Source organism: Natrinema ejinorense (genome assembly GCF_002494345.1).
GTDB lineage: Archaea > Halobacteriota > Halobacteria > Halobacteriales > Natrialbaceae > Natrinema > Natrinema longum.
Genome location: NZ_NXNI01000001.1, coordinates 1,651,342 through 1,667,890 on the forward strand (window position 1 = coordinate 1,651,342; position 16,549 = coordinate 1,667,890).

Genomic DNA, 16,549 nt, shown 5'->3' on the forward strand with positions numbered 1-16,549 from the left:
GTCTCCCAACGAAAACTGTAAAACGCGATACCTATGTGAGTCGTATCAGTTTGGCATTGATATTCGAAATGAGTTGTATACCACTGACATAGTCACTGCCTTCTGGATACGAAGACCTGCCGAACGTGCGCGACGCCTCGCAGTTGATCGAAGTCGACCTGCAGAACGACGAGATCGTCGCTCGCCTCACTGACGAGGGTGAAGAGTTAGTCCGGCCCAAGACGGGCACTGGCGGCTCGGCTGGTGGAACTAGCCACGATGAAGTGCTTCTGGATACTGAGATAGCGCTCACTGAACGCGGATTCAGTGTCGAGATCCTCGAGCAGGATGGGAGCGAGCAACCTGACGCAGTTGCGACGCATCCAGACCATGATGTGGTGTTTAACATCGAGGCAGCGACAACAACGCCAGACCGGCCGGCGAAGGTTCTGTAATCAGACCGTCTGGACGCGCGACAACGGCGAGCACGTCCTTTCCGATGGGAACACAGAGTTCGCTCGTGTCCCTGATGACGGAGTACTCTCGAAGGACAGCGTTCCTTTCATCACTTGTCCACGCAGATCGGCTATCCACGGAAACTGCATGGACACCTCTGTCCACGAAGAATCGCATGACTGGAACGCTGTCCACGCAAAAATACCACTCAAAACCAACTAGTATACACCGGGTTCCATCCGCAGAACGATGCGGGGACAGGGAGCTTAGACACTACACATTGCCCATCTACTGGCTTTCGCACCCCCCGCCCGTATACGTGAGCAGTACGTGCGTCTCGTTTTGGTAGGTGACGTTGTAGACGGTCGTTGTGTCCCAATACCGGAATTCCGTCGATTCGAGGCTTTGATTCGTAGTTGAATAGCTTCCTTTGGTGACGACCTCTTCAACCACCCGCTGTGCGTCACTGCTCAGGGTTTCATATCTGTACGTATCAACTGGCTCACCGTAGTCTTCTGGTGATTCGACGATTTCGTGCATCAAGTGGCACTCTGGTTCTGTGGGCTTATCCGAGGAGCAACCAGCGATGAGGCTGGAGACGGTAAGACTGGCGACAGCGAGATACGAACGGCGGTTCATAGCGATCCATTTAGCAGTTATACGGAAATGCCCTCCCTAAGGTCAAGCGTTGATTTGACCCACTCAGGTTGGTAAGTGTGCACATCTACGTAACAGCTGTTCCAGTCAAAAATATATCTGAAGAATAGGGTTCACTCTCGAACTTGAAAAACTCTCCTCTCTTTCGACGTTGTGTAAGGCGTTCGACCGGCTCGATATGGCTGTCTGGGGGCGTCCTTCTCAACCTCTTTCAACGGAGTCGATGATTCAATTCTCCTGAATTGCGTCTATCACAACTGCTCCTGCCAATACTGGATCTACTGGAACCGAACTTCTATCGCGAATCGTGATCTCGTACTGGTCAAAAACTGCGAAACCGCTCTCAATGGTTCCAACGGAGTTGCCTTCGGGATCAGTTACCTTGAACCTGTGTCCGATCCACTGGCCCACTGGCAGGATCTTCCGACCCACGGTGAAGAGTGCACCACGCGAGTTGATTTCGGCGATGAGAGACTCGTCCTCAGCGTCGCGGATTCGCCAAGTGTCTTGGAAGAGCGAAAAGTCGTTGTCTAGAACGACGATGTCTTCTCCAGTCTGGCTATCTGTAAGCAGATAGTCGCCGGCGATGTCCCAGGTTTCGCTCGCCTTGACGGTAAACAGTTCGTCTCCGTCGGCATCGACGAAGGGGAGTTCGTCTTTCTCCTCGTACATGTTATAGGTGCAGCGGAATATCGTGTCGCCAGTGACGTCTCTGGCTTCGTACTCGGGTCGAAAGTTCTTGTCCGTTCCCGTTTGTTCGACGGTATACTGGGTGCCCGAGAGGCCGAGACCAGTGATTTCGTATTGTTTTGGTTCTTTCATCCTTTGAGGGAGATTTTCTGGGGGGCTATTACTTAAACTCTGGACATGTAGAGCGTGTGTCTTTCAGTGCCGACTGTCGTGAACCGTCGAACGTAGTGTTCCCTACCGATCTTCGACCGACGAACAGCGATGAAAGAAGGAAGTCTGGTGAATGACTGAGCCACCACGACGGACGAGGTGTGGAGGCGTTCCGCTGTATTCTGAACATGGTATTATTCGTTGGGGTCGTTCTCAGATGGCCAATACATTCATGCGATACGACAACCTTTGGTCAAATGGCGGGGAAAGGTTCAGACATTCAGCTAACCTACCTGTCCACCACGACAGGCCAATCCTGCCTTCGAGATTGTCCCAACAAGGGGTCAATAGCCATATTGTCACACACGGTCTCGGACCCACCCAGATCGGACACCCACCATCAGGGTTGGGGAGCTTCTACGCTAGCCTCTGGCTGGCGTTTTCTCTCGAGTAAACTTCGCTGTGACAAGCCTGACGATCTCGCGAGCCTTACTAATTTCAACAGTGACCTTGCGAGACCGCTAACGCATCTGTGGATACCTTCGAAATGGTAAGTGGGGGGATGTGAGCAGTCTCCGGATAGGGAGGAAGGGGAGCCGGAGACAAACTATTGTTTCAACCATTACCATTAATCCTTCCGGGCACTGTCTAGTTGAGTCAGTTTGAGAAATGAGCAGGTCGTTGAGTGAATTGGCTAAGATGCTCGCAGACCTGCTCAGCGAGAGCTACGCAGCGGAATTTGATGAATGTTGGGAGCGTGAGCGGACGGCAACGCCCGTCAGGGCGTTCGCCGTCCGACTCCATACGACCGGTTGTTCGCTTCGAGAGACACAAGCGATTCTTCGCTCACTCGGCGTTGAACGCTCTCATCAAGCAATCTGGTACTGGGTGCATCGGCTGGCTGACAGCGTGCCAGATCCGCCGACGGCTTCGCCGTCGCGGGTCGCGGTTGACGAAACCGCTGTCAGGATTAACGGCGACCGATCTTGGATGTACGCTGCAATAGACCTCGACACGAAACTCATTCTCGATGTCGCGCTCTTCGGACGGCGAGGCACCGATCCAGCTGCTGCGTTTCTGCATGGACTCGCCGAGAAACACGATCTCTCCGACGCTAAGTTTCTCGTCGATGGTGCTGGCTATCTAACTGCCTTCTCTCGATTAGGGTTGAGCGGTCACCTCGACTACGTTGATCGAAACCACATCGAAAAGTGGTTTCATACCCTCAACATGCGGATCGACCGCTTCCATAGCTCATGGGTTGGCAGTCGGGCCAGCACAAGAGAATTACTTGAACAGTTTGTCCACTACTATAACACACAGCGACCGTACCAGTCACTCAATAAGCAACCGCCAGCGGAGGTGCTAAACTAGACAGTGCCGTAGAAACAGAAAGTCCAACCTCAAGGAGCGAACGGCGTCAACCGTGAGCGAGTAGGGTGGAGAAGATGTCACCGAATGATCTGATTGCGTTCCAACCGCTTTCTAAATAAACAGTAGAGCGAAAGCCCGGCAGCGAACGGCCTTCGGCCGTGAGCAGCCCGGAACGTGGAGGTGGGTGGGGAGGCGGGTAGTGGGTGATCGGGATCCAACAAAAAGGAGACTACAGCGCTACTCCCACCACTGACCGCGCTCTGGGAACACGATTTCCGACCATCGAGTCAGCGCGATCGAACATCGTCCATTGTACCAGTTCTTCGCAGCCGCCCTGAACCGCACCCGCTCGCCCTTGCAGACCATCGTCTGCCGGCTCTTCGACCAGATAGTGAACTTCGTTCGTCCCGTTTCGTCTTCGATCAACCCCACCTGTTGGATACTCGTACTCGAGGGTTCCCACAGGTCGATCACGCGACCGTCCACACTGACCTCTCCCCGCCTAATCTCCTCGAGCCTCCCGATCGGCACGATCGTCCCTGCTTCATGTAGCATCTCTTCTTTCGTCGCCATCACCGCCTCGAACAGCTCTACGCCCTCGAGAACTCGACTCGCGATTCGCTTCGCGATGACCGCTCGGGTGTAGCCACCGGCGACGTCCTCGGCCAACCGCTGTGCCTGTCGATTGATTTCTCCCACTACCGCTCGCTCGAGTTTTTCACGAGGATCATCTCGCACATTCGTCCGCCGGTTTTGACACGCCTCCTCGACCGCTGCTCTCGTTCGTTCCGCCCGTCCCTCCTGTCGACCGACTACCGCCTGTTCACTGATTCGCTCGAGCTCTTCTTCTCTGGCTCGAATGCGTTCTTCCTGGGCCAGAGTCGCGCCGTAGATCCGATCGTCGCTCGTATCGACGATTCCGTCCGGGTGGTTCGCATCTACTTTCGCCTGAATCTCCATCTCCACCGTGGCCCGGAACTCCGGCGTCTCATCGACGATATCCGGATGCCCTTCTCGAGCGCCATCTTGTTTGTACGCTTGTTCATCGACCGAAACGACCTTGCTAATCGACTTCCTACTAGACATTGGACTTCAGTCCGAAGGCGCTCACTCGGCGTCTTTTCCGACACCACGACTCTCCAGCCCTGGCTCTCGTCGCTCTCCAACGCTCCATCACACGCGTCTCGCTCGCGCCTTCGCAGGCGCCCGTCAGGGCGCGAGCGAGACGCGCCGATGCCCGAGCAACCAGCACCGCGCGTCGCTTCCACCGGAGCGAGCGTCCAGTTTTAAGCCGTTTTCGCGTCTGAGCGCGAGCGAAGACCGAAAGCGCGCTTAATACTGGTGTCCGAAGAGTGGGAGCGAGCGGAGGGCAGAAGCGGCGAGTTGTGTGCGCGGTTCTCGATCGAGAAACAGAGACGATAACTGGCTAAACACCCGGCATGGGTGGGGTCCAACGGGCGAGTGCAGTCGACGAACCCCGACGACGAAAGCACCGCAACGAAGCGAGGAGCGCAGCGAGTCGCGGGAGTCGACTGTGCGAGGGGGTTGGGACGTTCGTCAGATGGTCGATCACTCGTCCCTACGCTCCTACTCGTATATCATCCAAGTTCTTCCTGAGGGACGACTGCTTCGAATACGCCTGAATCAAGTCGCTCGCCTAATCTCAGATAATCTGATTGAGATCATCGAGATCGAACAGTGACCAATTGTCGTCGAGGTCGTCAGCGAGACCGTCGACGAATCCGCTTTTCGAAAAGAGGGTGAACTGCTCAGTGCGATCGTTCGGACCCCATCGGACGCTGTCCGCCTTTGCTCGAAGGTCTGCAGCGAGTCCGTGGTCGATCGGGTCACTGGTCCATTTGCATTCGGCGAGGAGGATACGGTCATCAGTGGGGGCGAGACCGACGATGTCGATCTCTTCTTCACCGTACCACCAACGTCCGACGTCGGAGTACGGCGCAAGGTTGCCACGTCTGATCAACTCCCAGACGGCTTCTTCACAGATGTCTTCGAACGTCGTTGCGACGTGCATCGGTAGATCTGGCTCGATGGTGCCGTCGAAAACGACCGACGGTGCTTCTTCAATGCTAGAGCGGTTCGGCTCGACGTAGCGGAACCAGAATCGGAGAAACTCGTCAGCAACGCGGTATCGAGAACGTTTGGACTTCTTCCCGGATGCTGTGACTGGGACACTGCGGTCGAGGAGTCGGAGTTGGCGAAGCGTTTGGAGATACTTCGACAGTGGCCCCGAATCGATTCCAGTCGCGCCCGAAATCTCGTTCGGCGTCGTATGGCCCAGCGCCACTGCTTCGAGGATACTCAGGTACCGGGCGGGACTTCGTAATTCCGTCCGAAGCAGGAATTCCGGTTCGTTGTAGAGTATTGCTGTCGGCGAGAGGACGTGTGTCTGGATGTTCTTGGCGAGCGATTGCCCGTAGTCGAAGAGAGTCAAGTACATCGGCGTCCCGCCAGTGACCGAGTACGACCGGATCGCGTCTGCAATATCATAGGAAATAACAGCTCGAGCCTCTTGAAACGAAAACGGTTGGAGATCGATCTGCCCGGTACGGCGGCCGTACAGCGGACTCTCGTGACCGAGCACCTCGGATTCCATCGTACTCACACTCGATCCGCAGAGGACGAGCATCGAGTCAGTGTCTCTGAGTTGTTCGTCGACGAACGCCTGGATGTAGGATGGAAGCGAGTCATTCTCCTCGATTAAATATGGAAATTCGTCAATGACGACGATTCTGTCTTCTACTGTGAGCTTGTCACTAAGATAATCAAACGCATCGTCCCATCCATCGATTTGGGGCACGCGGTCGTCGAACGAATCGGCTACCTGTTCGACGAATTTCTCACGCTGACGGTGCTCTGCTTCTTGAGCGGAGAGATAGTAGAGATGCGGTCGGTCGACGCAGAATTCCTTGAGAAGTGCTGTCTTTCCGACGCGCCGGCGTCCATAGACGACGTAGAACGCGTGACCAGGTGCGCTAAAAGCGGTTTGTAACGATTCCAACTCATCGCTCCGGTCATAGAAGGTCATACTTTGTCTAATGATTAGTGCAATAATGACTTGTGTGTTTTGGTGCGCTCAGAAACAGGCCTCCATGAGACGTTTAGGCAGGTTTAGAATCTCAATGGATGAGGTGGACGGACGCGAATTCGATGAGAGACACCAGTGAACAACGTCACCGCGACCGCTCGTCACAGAGCAACTCTGGTAGTCGACCGGAACAATCGATCATCCGTGCTCGACATCTATTTATTAGATTTGCTACTATAGTACACGTATTGAAAGTCGTAGTCTCAGAAGCGCTCATACTACGGTCCGCGTAAGCGCTGTCTGTGCCAGACTTCCCGTAACTAATGCCGACAGAGAAAGACGCGACGCCGATACCTGAGGAACAGACGACTATCTCTCTCGAGAACTCGAGTTCGACCACTCTTAAAAATGACACCAGCAGTGACTCGAGTCCAGAGATCTGCGACGAAACAACCGGGGTTCACACGGAGTCACCATCTTACAAGCCACGAGCGTATATCGAAATTCGACCATCGACGAAGCCACTCAACGCGACGGCCGTTTCACAGGCGACGTCGCTTTTGTACGAGAGCCTACGAGAACTCTCTCACTCGAGTGTCTGGTCGGCGCTGCGGAACGGAACTCAACAGCCGATCGTCGAGTGGCTGCTCGTCGCTGACGGGCAGTCGGATACCAGCATTCGGTATCTCGTCGGCACGACACACGATTCGTTTCTCGATGAACTCGAGGCGATTCTTCGGACGTGGTTTCCGGACACGTACGAATTGACACGGGTCGAATGGCATCCGCGCCAAATCGAAGCCTCGTGTTCGGTCTCTATAGGGAACGAGCGTTCGACGCCGTCGATTGCTGGTGATAGCAAGGTCCCTGAGATCCAAACACAACCGTACGTCGCTGGTGTGGAATATCGCGCTACTACCGACATCCGCCAGGACTGGCAAACCTCGCTCGCAACGTTCGACGAGATCACCGACCGTTCCTCACAGCCACGATCGACCGAAGACGAGTCGAAATCGCGGCGCGTCCCACTGGCGATGCTCGTCGAAACGCTCTGTGATTCGGCGGTTCCCATCGTCTATCAGGTCGTCTGTCGCCCGATCGGCGATCAGCGGGCGACCGCAGACCAGTACCGGTACGATCTCGAGCGCAGCCTTGTCACACCCGCAGATCGCGTCTTCGGATTTATCTTCCCGAACGCGGACGAAAAACTCGAGACGACGGACCTCTCACCCGCATACCGAGACCGCCTCGCCGATCTCGAGACGCGAGACCTCCAACGGATGTTTTGCCTCTCCGCTCGAGCGGTGGCGTTCGCAGACGAGTCTCGGAATCCGGAGCAAGCCGACGCGATCGTTCGCAGTCTGGCGAGCGTGTTCGGACACCTGAGCGGACCGTACCATACCATCCGGGGACACGTCATTACGGACAGCGACCTCCATACGGGCATATGTCCGCCTGCGAGCCGGCTTTTCGAAGAGATCCGTGATCGGACCTGTCCCGAACCGACGTACGAAACCGTCGGGAGCCGTCTTCCGTGGAAGACTCCCGAGAGCGCTGGAATCGTCGTCTCGCTGGACGAACTGCCCGGATTCTGCTTGATCGACGGCGTCGGTCTCACGCCGACCGGGCAGCGAGCACTCGGCGCTCGACAATCCGAACGAACCGGACTTCCCCTGCCATCGCCGGCCGATCTCGAGCGATATACGGGGGTCGGTCAAGCGCTCTGTATGCCTCTCACTGACGACCGCCAACCATACAAGAACCCGTTCGTCCTCCCACCATCGCTCCAGGACAGACATCTCTTCGTCGTCGGCGATACGGGCTCGGGGAAATCCGTCCTCACCGCCGGCGCGATGCTTTCGAACGTCGGAGCAACAGACGGTCCGGAAATTCTCTTCGATTACAAGGGAGGGGGAACGGCCGAGGAGTATCTTCGAGCACACTACGTGGCACACGGCAGCCTCGAGAACGTCCGTTACTTCGACCTCACCAAACTATTGCCCGCGCTGTCGATCTTCGATATCAGGTCACTGCTCGATGCAGGCCTCTCACGCGAGGAGGCGCGATCGAGAATCGCGGGCCACTACGAGGAGATCCTCGCGGGATTGATGGGCGAAGAACAGTACTACGGGGCGACAGAGTCGACAAAGGCGATTCGAAACCACCTTCGAGCATTGTTCGATCCGATTCACGGCTCGGATATCGTCTCGCACAAAGACCTCTATCGAGCGCTTCAACGCACGCTCGGCGATCGAACGCCACCGCCGACCTCGGATGACCGACTCACCGAATACTTCGCCGGATTGCTAGAGCGCGACCGAGACGTCTTCAACATGGTCCTCGGCGGTGCCGTGGCTCGAGTCGAGATGATCGCGACTGACGATCGACTCGCACCGTTGTTCGATCACGTCCCCGCTGTTCACGACGCGGAAGACGAGACTGGTGGGGAGAGAGCGAGTTCGCGGGATGAGACAGCTGATGACCAGACGAGCCCACACTTCGATTTCATCGATGTTATCAACGATGATGTGGTCATCATCTTCGACTTTGGCGGAATGGAAGAGCGGATCAAACGCGCCCTCACGCTCGTCTTCCTCTCAAACCTGTGGACGGCACTGAAAGCTCGGTCCGAAAGCCCGGAGCGGTCCGAAACTCCACTCTTGGTCAATCTGTATCTCGAGGAAGCGAAAGATGTCGTCGCGACGCAACTGGTCGATACGCTCCTCTCACAGGGGCGGTCGTTCGGCCTCTCCCTCATGCTCGGCGTTCAGTTTCCGAGCCAACTCGATTCCCCGGATCCATCGAATCACACGTACGAGGAAGCGCTCAACGAGATCGGGACGTTCGTCGTCGGTAACGTCAGTATCGAAGACGATCTCGCGAAGGCGCTCGCGACCGACGACGTTCCGCCGAAAAAAGTCGCCAGACGACTTGCGGCAATTCGCCACGGCGAGTGGCTCATCCGCCCGGCAGCCGCGTTCGGTTCGCCCGTCCCACGGCCGTTTCTCGGCCGGTCACTGCCCGCCCCTGACGGGCACCCGGTGAGCGACGCTCCTCTCGACGACGAGAGCGCACAGACCTTCGAGGCCGCGTTCGAACTCACCGAGTTGGAGACGTGGAATGAATCGGGACTCGATTACGAGACCACTCCGTCGGGGAGGGGCCAAACGGGTAACGAAAACGGTCCCGGGGAGGGGGACGAAACCGGAGAAGAGTCACTCTATGTCGGGTCGTTACTCCCACATACGAAGCGGCTTCCCGATTGCGTGAGCTACGACGAATCGATACACGCCCTCTGTTGTGACTCGTGTGCAAACCGCTACGACCCGACTATCGATGGAATGAAGCGGGCGATCGACTGCTGTCACACGCTTACGGACGTCGATTCGGACGATATCCCCGTCTGCGAGATCAATCTCAAACTCACGCCCGAGGAGCGTGCTGCCACCGAGTGGAGCGATCGCCAACTGCTCTTTCTACAGACGGTATACAACGCTCAGCAACTCCGCTATGATCCCCTCGAGTACGATCTCCTGTACGACTCCATGCTCAGACTGCAGGAGTACGTCGGCATCGAACCCGACGAAATCTCCCCGCTGCTCGAGGCCGACCTCCTCCGACACGATACGGATCACCCACATCGCCTCTACACCGTCTCTTCGGACGGCAGATCCGTAATTGGGGAGAGCTATCGCAAAGGCGTCGACTATGGCCACGGGATCGGCGATCTCGACGAGTCCAGTGAACACGTCTTCGGAATCGAAGTCACTCGTCACTATCTCGAGGAAGCATATGCGGAGAACCCAGACTCGAGCGTCTCTGAAATCATCCCATATTACGAACTCGACGACCAACATCGACTCGATCTCGCAGGTGTGACCTCCGACGGCGAAATCATCGTCACGGCAGAGGTCGAACGCATCAACCACGACACGCGACGTGCAGTGCCCGAAGATTTCGATAAGATGGCCGCCTGCGAACCCGAGGCCGCGATCTGGGTCGTCATGAAACAAGCCGACGGACACAAAATACTCTCCGCACTCAACGCTCCTCTCGAGGGCACACCCCGCGTCGAGAAAACGTATGCAGAAACCACGCCGCCCCAACAGTTCCGGATCGACACGCCAGGGATGACGGCAGTCTACCCCGCAGAGTGGCTTCGAGATCACTCACCGGAACCGGATACAGTATAGTTCGAAGCGGTACGGGATTCCCAACGACGATTCGTCTCTGTTCTCACCTCGAGACGTCGTGTACCCATCACAGAAACGGCCATTTCCCGTTCATAATCGGCTCAATCCACCGCAAGGCTGCCGTGGCTGGGTTCTCGAGGGGCGTAACTAGGTGGGCTGATCGATCGGATACTGCATGCCTTGCTCTGTCGAACCGATCCATTTCGCTCGAGCTATAGTCCGGAATCAACTCCTGCTATAGATTCTCAGATGCGCCTCGAGCGGAGGAAATCGAGGAGGAGACCCTCTCTTTGCACCCGCTGATTCGAACTTTCACAGAGCAGATCCGAAATCGGTCACCGAAATCGGTCTCCGAAATCGAATTCCCCGACTGCTCGAGCGTATCGAAGACCGCAAAGAACCAAAACCAGCAGACGAAGGCCGATTATGAGATTCGAATTGTCCCACCTCTAATTACTCCTGTTGGCATGCTCAACTCGTCTCTGACGCCCCCTCGCCGTCTCGGACTCGTTTCAGCGCCTCTGCTCGAGTCGATGGCCGATTTTGAATATCACTTCCTCTCTTCATAGGATCTCCCTTTCGTACCCCTCAGCAACACCTTGCGGGGGCAGAGACGGTTATGGATATTTGGATCGACATGAGAGACAATAGGGGAGAGCTGTGACTATCGTAGCCACTGAAAGTCACTGCACACCTCATCGCACGACAACGTTGCGGTGAGTGTGTAAATCGTTTCAGTGGCTACTATAGCTGTTCGGAGCAAGATTCCCATTATGACCGACTGTACACGGGGAATTGCAGTCTGTCGACGGAAATCACGCGCCTGATCGTGTTCGGTTCGTCAACAATGGCTCCGCCTCACAGTCGCCGGCAACATCCGCAGCGACGCATCGTGTCGAGAACAGATCCGATTATACGACGACGGAGACGACGCCCCCGCCGGCGATCGCGAGTGCGCCGAGACCGAAACAGACGACCCAGAACGGAACCCGATCGACGACTCGCATGAGGGCATCGATCGTGAGGTAGCCGACGACGGCGCTGATCCCGAGTGCGGCCAGTGCGGGCCCGAGCGCGATGCCGGGGAGTCCGCCGGCACCCGCGACGGTGAGCGCGGCCGCACCGAGGCTCGCGGGGATCGACAACAGAAAGGAGAGCCGGAACGCGGCCGGCGGGTCGTAGCTGCGAAACAGTAGCGTACTCGTCGTCACGCCCGACCGAGAGATACCGGGGAGGATCGCGACGCCCTGGACGGCCCCGACGAGCACCGAATCGAGCAGCGTCGGCGCGTCGCGAATCCCCATCGACACCGACTCCGAGGCGAGCTGGAGGACGCCGGTCAGTATCAACAGGACGCCGATCGCCGCGATGAAGACGCCGCCGGTAAGCCGGCCGGCGAGATCGACCGCGTACACGTACAGCGGAATCCCCACGAGACCAGTCATGAGCGAGGCAACGACGATGTACGATGCGATCGCGTTCTCACTGGCGTACGCCCGATGGGGTCGCCATCCGGGCACCGAACGAACGGTCGTCGCGATGTCCCTACGATAGTAGGTCGCCGCCGACAGCGTCGTCCCGAGTTGCAAAAACAGCGCCAGTTGCAACGCCACGCTGGGATCCGTTCCGACGGCAGTCAAGAACAGTGCGAGGTTCCCCTGGCTCGAGACGGGCAACCATTCGACGACCCCCTGAACGATCCCGGCGAGTATCGCAACGACGAGTTCGGCGCGGTTCACTGGTGCTAGTCGACGCACACGGCCACTTAAATCGGCCCGATTCGAGCCGCCGTCGAAGCGTCCCGGTCCGCGTCGAACGGGCCAGTACTCGAGCCGCGGGACCCCTTCGACCGGCGAGCATCACAGAGTGGCCGCGGTCGTGTCGTCGACGCGGCCGGTCGTCACGAGAGTGAAACGGACAGGCGGCACAGCGGCGTGCTTGAAAACGAATCATAGAAGAGACGGTGAGATCGTCGAACAGAGTCTGGGGTGCCGGATGGGGGATCGGCTCGATGTGTTCGAACAGCGGCTCGGCGACAGCACGGGCTGGCTGGAGATGCACTCCGCGATCCACCATCGATCTGTGCTTCCCAGTTATCGATCCGATATCCTCCTCTGTAATTTAATATGGGATAATTCCAACAGTAATTCATGTATCAGCATCAACCCGCCAAAATCGGCGCAGGTATCGGTGTATTCAGCGCGTTGTTCCTTCTTCTGACTACGACGCTGCTCTTTATCGTTCCCCAGGAACTGCTGTCCTCGGCGGCAAGCACTACATACATCGAAACGTGGTCGCAACCGATCACGACTGTCGGTGGCTTCGTGTTTTCAGTTGGGATCCCCCTCGCCTGTGCTATAATCGCATGTCACCTGACGAGAACGGAACACACTCCGGGCAGCGTCGGCACGGGGTTCCTCGTCGCCGGGGTCGTCTTTCTCATCGGGAATGCAATTCTTGGGGTAACGGTGACTCACTTCTTCGTGTCTGGTAGCGGAGTAGAGCAGTCGTTGCTCGGCCACATGCGAAATAGCCTGCCTCGTGGTATGCGGTTGTTCGTGGGAGGACTCCTCGGGATCGCTGGTGCTCTCGTCGTCGATGAATACGTCTAGACGTTTCTCAAAAGCAGAACTACCAGTATCAACACTACAACGCCCGGCCATCGAGTGGTTGAGGTGGCCATGAATTCCCTGGCATAATGGGTTACATACTGCAGCGGACTGTCCCGTTCTACTGCATTTTGCATCCAAACGGGGTCAAACCGCTGTATTCAGCAGACCGTTTCTGATCGTTATCAAACCGGTCGATACCGGGACGGAGGGCTGTGTCACCTGAACTGCTCAGACCAGTCGATCGGACAGGACTGGTGTGGGACCCGACCGATGATACGCAGAGCCACCGTGACCGTGCGCTAACTTCAAGATCGATAACAGTAGATTGACGGTATCACTCCACTGTCACGCTCTTGGCCAGATTGCGCGGCTTGTCGATCGAGCGTCCCAGCAGGTTGGCAACCCAGTAGGCGACCAGTTGCAACTGGACGTTCGCGAGCACTGACGCACTGATGTCGTCGACGGCGGGAATCTCGAGGACGTGGTCGGCGTAGCGCGTCACGTCGGACTCCCCGTCGGTGATCGCCACGACGGGTGCGTCGCGGGCTTCGACTTCTTTGACGTTTCCGATCGTCTTCCGAGCGGTTTCGCCGTCGCCGGTGACGATCGCGAACACGGGCGTGGTTTCGGTCACGAGGGCCAGCGGGCCGTGTTTCAACTCGCCGGATGCGAATCCCTCCGCGTGACGGTAGGTGATCTCCTTCATTTTCAGCGCGCCCTCGAGCGCGACCGGGTAGTGGTAGCCCCGTCCCACGAAGAAGTACGCGTCGGCATCGACGAACGCCTCGGCGACCGCTCTGGCGGTCGTCGTTTCGAGGACCGTCTGGATCTGCCCGGGGATGTCTCGGAGTGCCTCGAGTTCCCCGCGAGTCGGGCCGTCGCCGAGTTCGAACGCCAGCAGTGCGAGCGCGAGTTGCTGGCTCGCGAACGTCTTCGTCGCGGCGACGCCGATCTCGGGACCCGCTCTGATGTAGAGGGCGTGATCGCACTCTCGAGCGGCGGAGCTGCCGACCGTGTTGGTCACGGCGAGCGTCGTCGCCCCGGCGCGGTCGGCCTCACGGAGGGCGCGTAACGTGTCGGCGGTCTCGCCGCTCTGGGTGACGCCGACGACGAGCGTCCCCTCGTCGACGGGAACGCGATCGCTCCCGTATTCGCTGGCGAGAAACGCCTGTGCCCTCACGCCGCCCGACCGGAGCCGCTCCGCACCGAACATCGCCGCGTGATACGACGTTCCGCAGGCGACGAACTGGACCGGACCGCCGTGGTCGATGGCGGCGAGTTCCGCCAGATCGACCGTTCCCTCGAGTTCGTCGATCCGGCCCCGGAGACACTGTCGTAGGGCCGTCGGCTGCTCGTGGATCTCCTTGAGCATATAGTGGTCGTAGCCGCTTTTCTCCGCGTCTTCGGAGTCCCACGCGATCGTTTCCGTCGGCCGGTCGACGGGTTCTCCCGCTCCGTCAGTGATGACCGCGCCGTCCGCGGAGAGTCGAGCGAAATCGCCGTTCTCGAGGTAGCAGACGCGGTCGGTGTACTCGATGAACGCGGGGACGTCGCTCGCGAGGTACGTCCCGGTCTCGCCGAGGCCGACGACGAGCGGGGAATCCTGGCGAGCCGCGTACACCGTCTCCGAGCCGTCGAAAACGGCGGCGATCGCGTAACTGCCCTCGAGCTGGTCGATCGCCAGCCGGAACGCAGCCTCGGGGTCGGCACCGCGGTCGAGGTAGCGCCCGATCAGGTGAGGAACGACTTCGGTGTCCGTCTCGCTCTGGAAGGCGACGCCCGCATCGACGAGATCATCGCGCAGCCGCTGGTAGTTCTCGATGATCCCGTTGTGGACGACGGCGACCCGTCCCGCCGCATCGCCGTGTGGGTGGGCGTTGGCGTCGGACGGTTTGCCGTGTGTACTCCAGCGCGTGTGACCGATTCCGACCGGTTCGCCCGCGAGGGCAGGGCGAGAAACCACGTCCTCGAGTGCCGACAGCTCGCCGGCGGCCTTCGAGACCCGCATCGAGGGGGTCGGTACGGCCAGTCCGGCGGAATCGTAGCCACGATACTCGAGTTGCGAGAGCCCGTCGAGAACGACGTCGACTGCATCGCTACCGTCGGTAGAGCCGACGTACCCCACGATACCACACATCGTTACTGGACCTCCGTTCCGGTCTCGATCGTCCCGCGAACGGTCGTTCCCGCGTTGATGACGGCATCGGAGCCGACGATCGTTCCCGGCGCGTAGGTCACGCCGCCACCGTCGTGAACGCGATCCGCGAGCAACGCGCCCAGTCGTTCGGCTTCGTGGACGCGGTCGCCGACGCGGACGTCGCCTGGCCCCCCGACGACGGTCGAACCTGTGCCGATCCGGACGTTCCGCCCAGTGACGCAGTCGACGAGCGTCGCCCCCGAACCGACGCGCGTGTCGGCGTCGATGACGCTGGTCTCGACGACGGCGTTCGCTCCGATCGTCGCGTTCTTGCCGAGTGCGACGTTCGGGCCGACGACGGCGCCCGGGCCGACGACGCAGTCGGCGGAAATCACGACCGGCTCGACGATCGTTGCCGAGTCGTGAACGCGAGCATCGGCCGAAATCTCGCTTTCGACACCGTCGACGCTCTCGAAGAGGGTCTCGGTTACCTCGAGGAGATCCCAGGGATACGTCGCGTCGATCCAGATACCCTCGGACGTGACGCCCCGGACGGTCTCCGTCGACTCGATCGCGTTCGCGATCCCGTCGACGAGCGAGTACTCGTTCAGTTGTGGTTCCGGCCCCCGGAGATATTCGAACAGCTCCGGATCGAAGGCGTAGACGCCCGCGTTGAGCTGGTACGTCCGGTCGTCGCGGGGACGTTCGACGATTTCCAGAACGCTGCCGTTGTCCTCGAGGATCACGCCGCCGTAGTTGTCGACGGCCGCGTCGCGAACGAGTCCGAGCGTCGCGATCGCGTCGTCGTCATCGTCGTAAGCAGCGAGGACGTCCTCGACGATCCGCTGGGCCACGAGTTGATCGCCGTTGAGGACGAGTTGGGGCTCGGAAACCTCGGGTTCGGCAGCCAACAGGGCGTGCCCACTGCCGAGTTGCTTGTCCTGGACGACGTACTCGAGAGAGGCGTCGCGGTACGTCGAGCCGAAATACGACTGGACGTGCGTCCGCCCGTATCCGACGACGACGGTGAGCTCCGTAATGCCGGCGTCGACGAGCGCATCGAAGACGTGCTCGAGAATCGGCTTGGTCGCCGCGGGAAGCATCGGCTTTGGCCGATGTTTCGTCAGGGGACGGAGACGGGCTCCCTCCCCCGCTGCGAGAACAACCGCAGAATGAATCGTCATTGGCAGAGTGAGAGTAATCCGCAGATATTATTCTTGTGGCTCGAACTGTCGCTCTCGACGAGAACTCAACA

Annotated in this window: 10 protein-coding genes and 1 pseudogene; 4 read left to right on the top strand and 7 right to left on the bottom strand. The window is 58.6% G+C overall.

Features of this window, described 5'->3' with window-relative positions:
* Positions 1–110: 110 nt before the first annotated feature.
* Positions 111–540, top strand: a pseudogene (locus CP557_RS08180) (hypothetical protein); the annotation flags it as partial.
* 183 nt (positions 541–723) lie between these two features.
* Here the strand turns inward: CP557_RS08180 and CP557_RS08185 are convergent.
* Positions 724–975, bottom strand: coding sequence for a hypothetical protein (locus CP557_RS08185; RefSeq protein ID WP_097379445.1), 252 nt, complete (start codon positions 973–975; stop codon positions 724–726).
* A 345-nt stretch (positions 976–1,320) separates the two neighbouring features.
* Positions 1,321–1,914, bottom strand: coding sequence for an LURP-one-related/scramblase family protein (locus CP557_RS08190; protein ID WP_097379446.1), 594 nt, complete (start codon positions 1,912–1,914; stop codon positions 1,321–1,323).
* Positions 1,915–2,631: 717 nt separating this feature from the next.
* Here CP557_RS08190 and CP557_RS08195 point away from each other — a divergent pair.
* Entirely contained in the window at positions 2,632–3,306 is a 675-nt protein-coding gene (locus tag CP557_RS08195) for an IS6 family transposase (protein WP_097379447.1), read from the top strand.
* A 237-nt stretch (positions 3,307–3,543) separates the two neighbouring features.
* Here CP557_RS08195 and CP557_RS08200 read toward each other — a convergent pair whose 3' ends face one another.
* The gene (locus CP557_RS08200) at positions 3,544–4,392 is read right to left on the bottom strand and encodes a DNA-binding protein (RefSeq protein WP_097379448.1); all 849 of its coding nucleotides are present in this window, start codon (positions 4,390–4,392) and stop codon (positions 3,544–3,546) included.
* A 577-nt stretch (positions 4,393–4,969) separates the two neighbouring features.
* Positions 4,970–6,352: an ATP-binding protein gene (locus tag CP557_RS08205; RefSeq protein ID WP_097379449.1), complete on the bottom strand. Its 1,383-nt coding sequence runs from the start codon at positions 6,350–6,352 to the stop codon at positions 4,970–4,972.
* An 899-nt stretch (positions 6,353–7,251) separates the two neighbouring features.
* On the opposite strand from CP557_RS08205, the gene CP557_RS08210 reads away from it, so the two are divergent.
* Complete coding sequence (locus tag CP557_RS08210) at positions 7,252–10,545, top strand: ATP-binding protein (RefSeq protein WP_143825057.1); 3,294 nt, start codon at positions 7,252–7,254, stop codon at positions 10,543–10,545.
* Between the two features lie 911 nt (positions 10,546–11,456).
* Here the strand turns inward: CP557_RS08210 and CP557_RS08215 are convergent.
* The gene (locus CP557_RS08215) at positions 11,457–12,284 is read right to left on the bottom strand and encodes an undecaprenyl-diphosphate phosphatase (RefSeq protein ID WP_097379451.1); all 828 of its coding nucleotides are present in this window, start codon (positions 12,282–12,284) and stop codon (positions 11,457–11,459) included.
* A gap of 411 nt (positions 12,285–12,695) precedes the next feature.
* Between CP557_RS08215 and CP557_RS08220 the strand changes: the two genes are divergently transcribed.
* Positions 12,696–13,157, top strand: a complete 462-nt coding sequence (locus CP557_RS08220; protein WP_097379452.1) for a hypothetical protein — start codon at positions 12,696–12,698, stop codon at positions 13,155–13,157.
* A gap of 334 nt (positions 13,158–13,491) precedes the next feature.
* On the opposite strand, the gene glmS is transcribed toward CP557_RS08220, so the two are convergent.
* Together glmS and CP557_RS08230 are read right to left on the bottom strand one after the other, a co-directional pair.
* The gene (gene glmS / locus CP557_RS08225) at positions 13,492–15,294 is read right to left on the bottom strand and encodes a glutamine--fructose-6-phosphate transaminase (isomerizing) (RefSeq protein WP_097379453.1); all 1,803 of its coding nucleotides are present in this window, start codon (positions 15,292–15,294) and stop codon (positions 13,492–13,494) included.
* A 2-nt stretch (positions 15,295–15,296) separates the two neighbouring features.
* Positions 15,297–16,478, bottom strand: coding sequence for a sugar phosphate nucleotidyltransferase (locus tag CP557_RS08230; RefSeq protein WP_097379454.1), 1,182 nt, complete (start codon positions 16,476–16,478; stop codon positions 15,297–15,299).
* Positions 16,479–16,549: the final 71 nt, after the last annotated feature.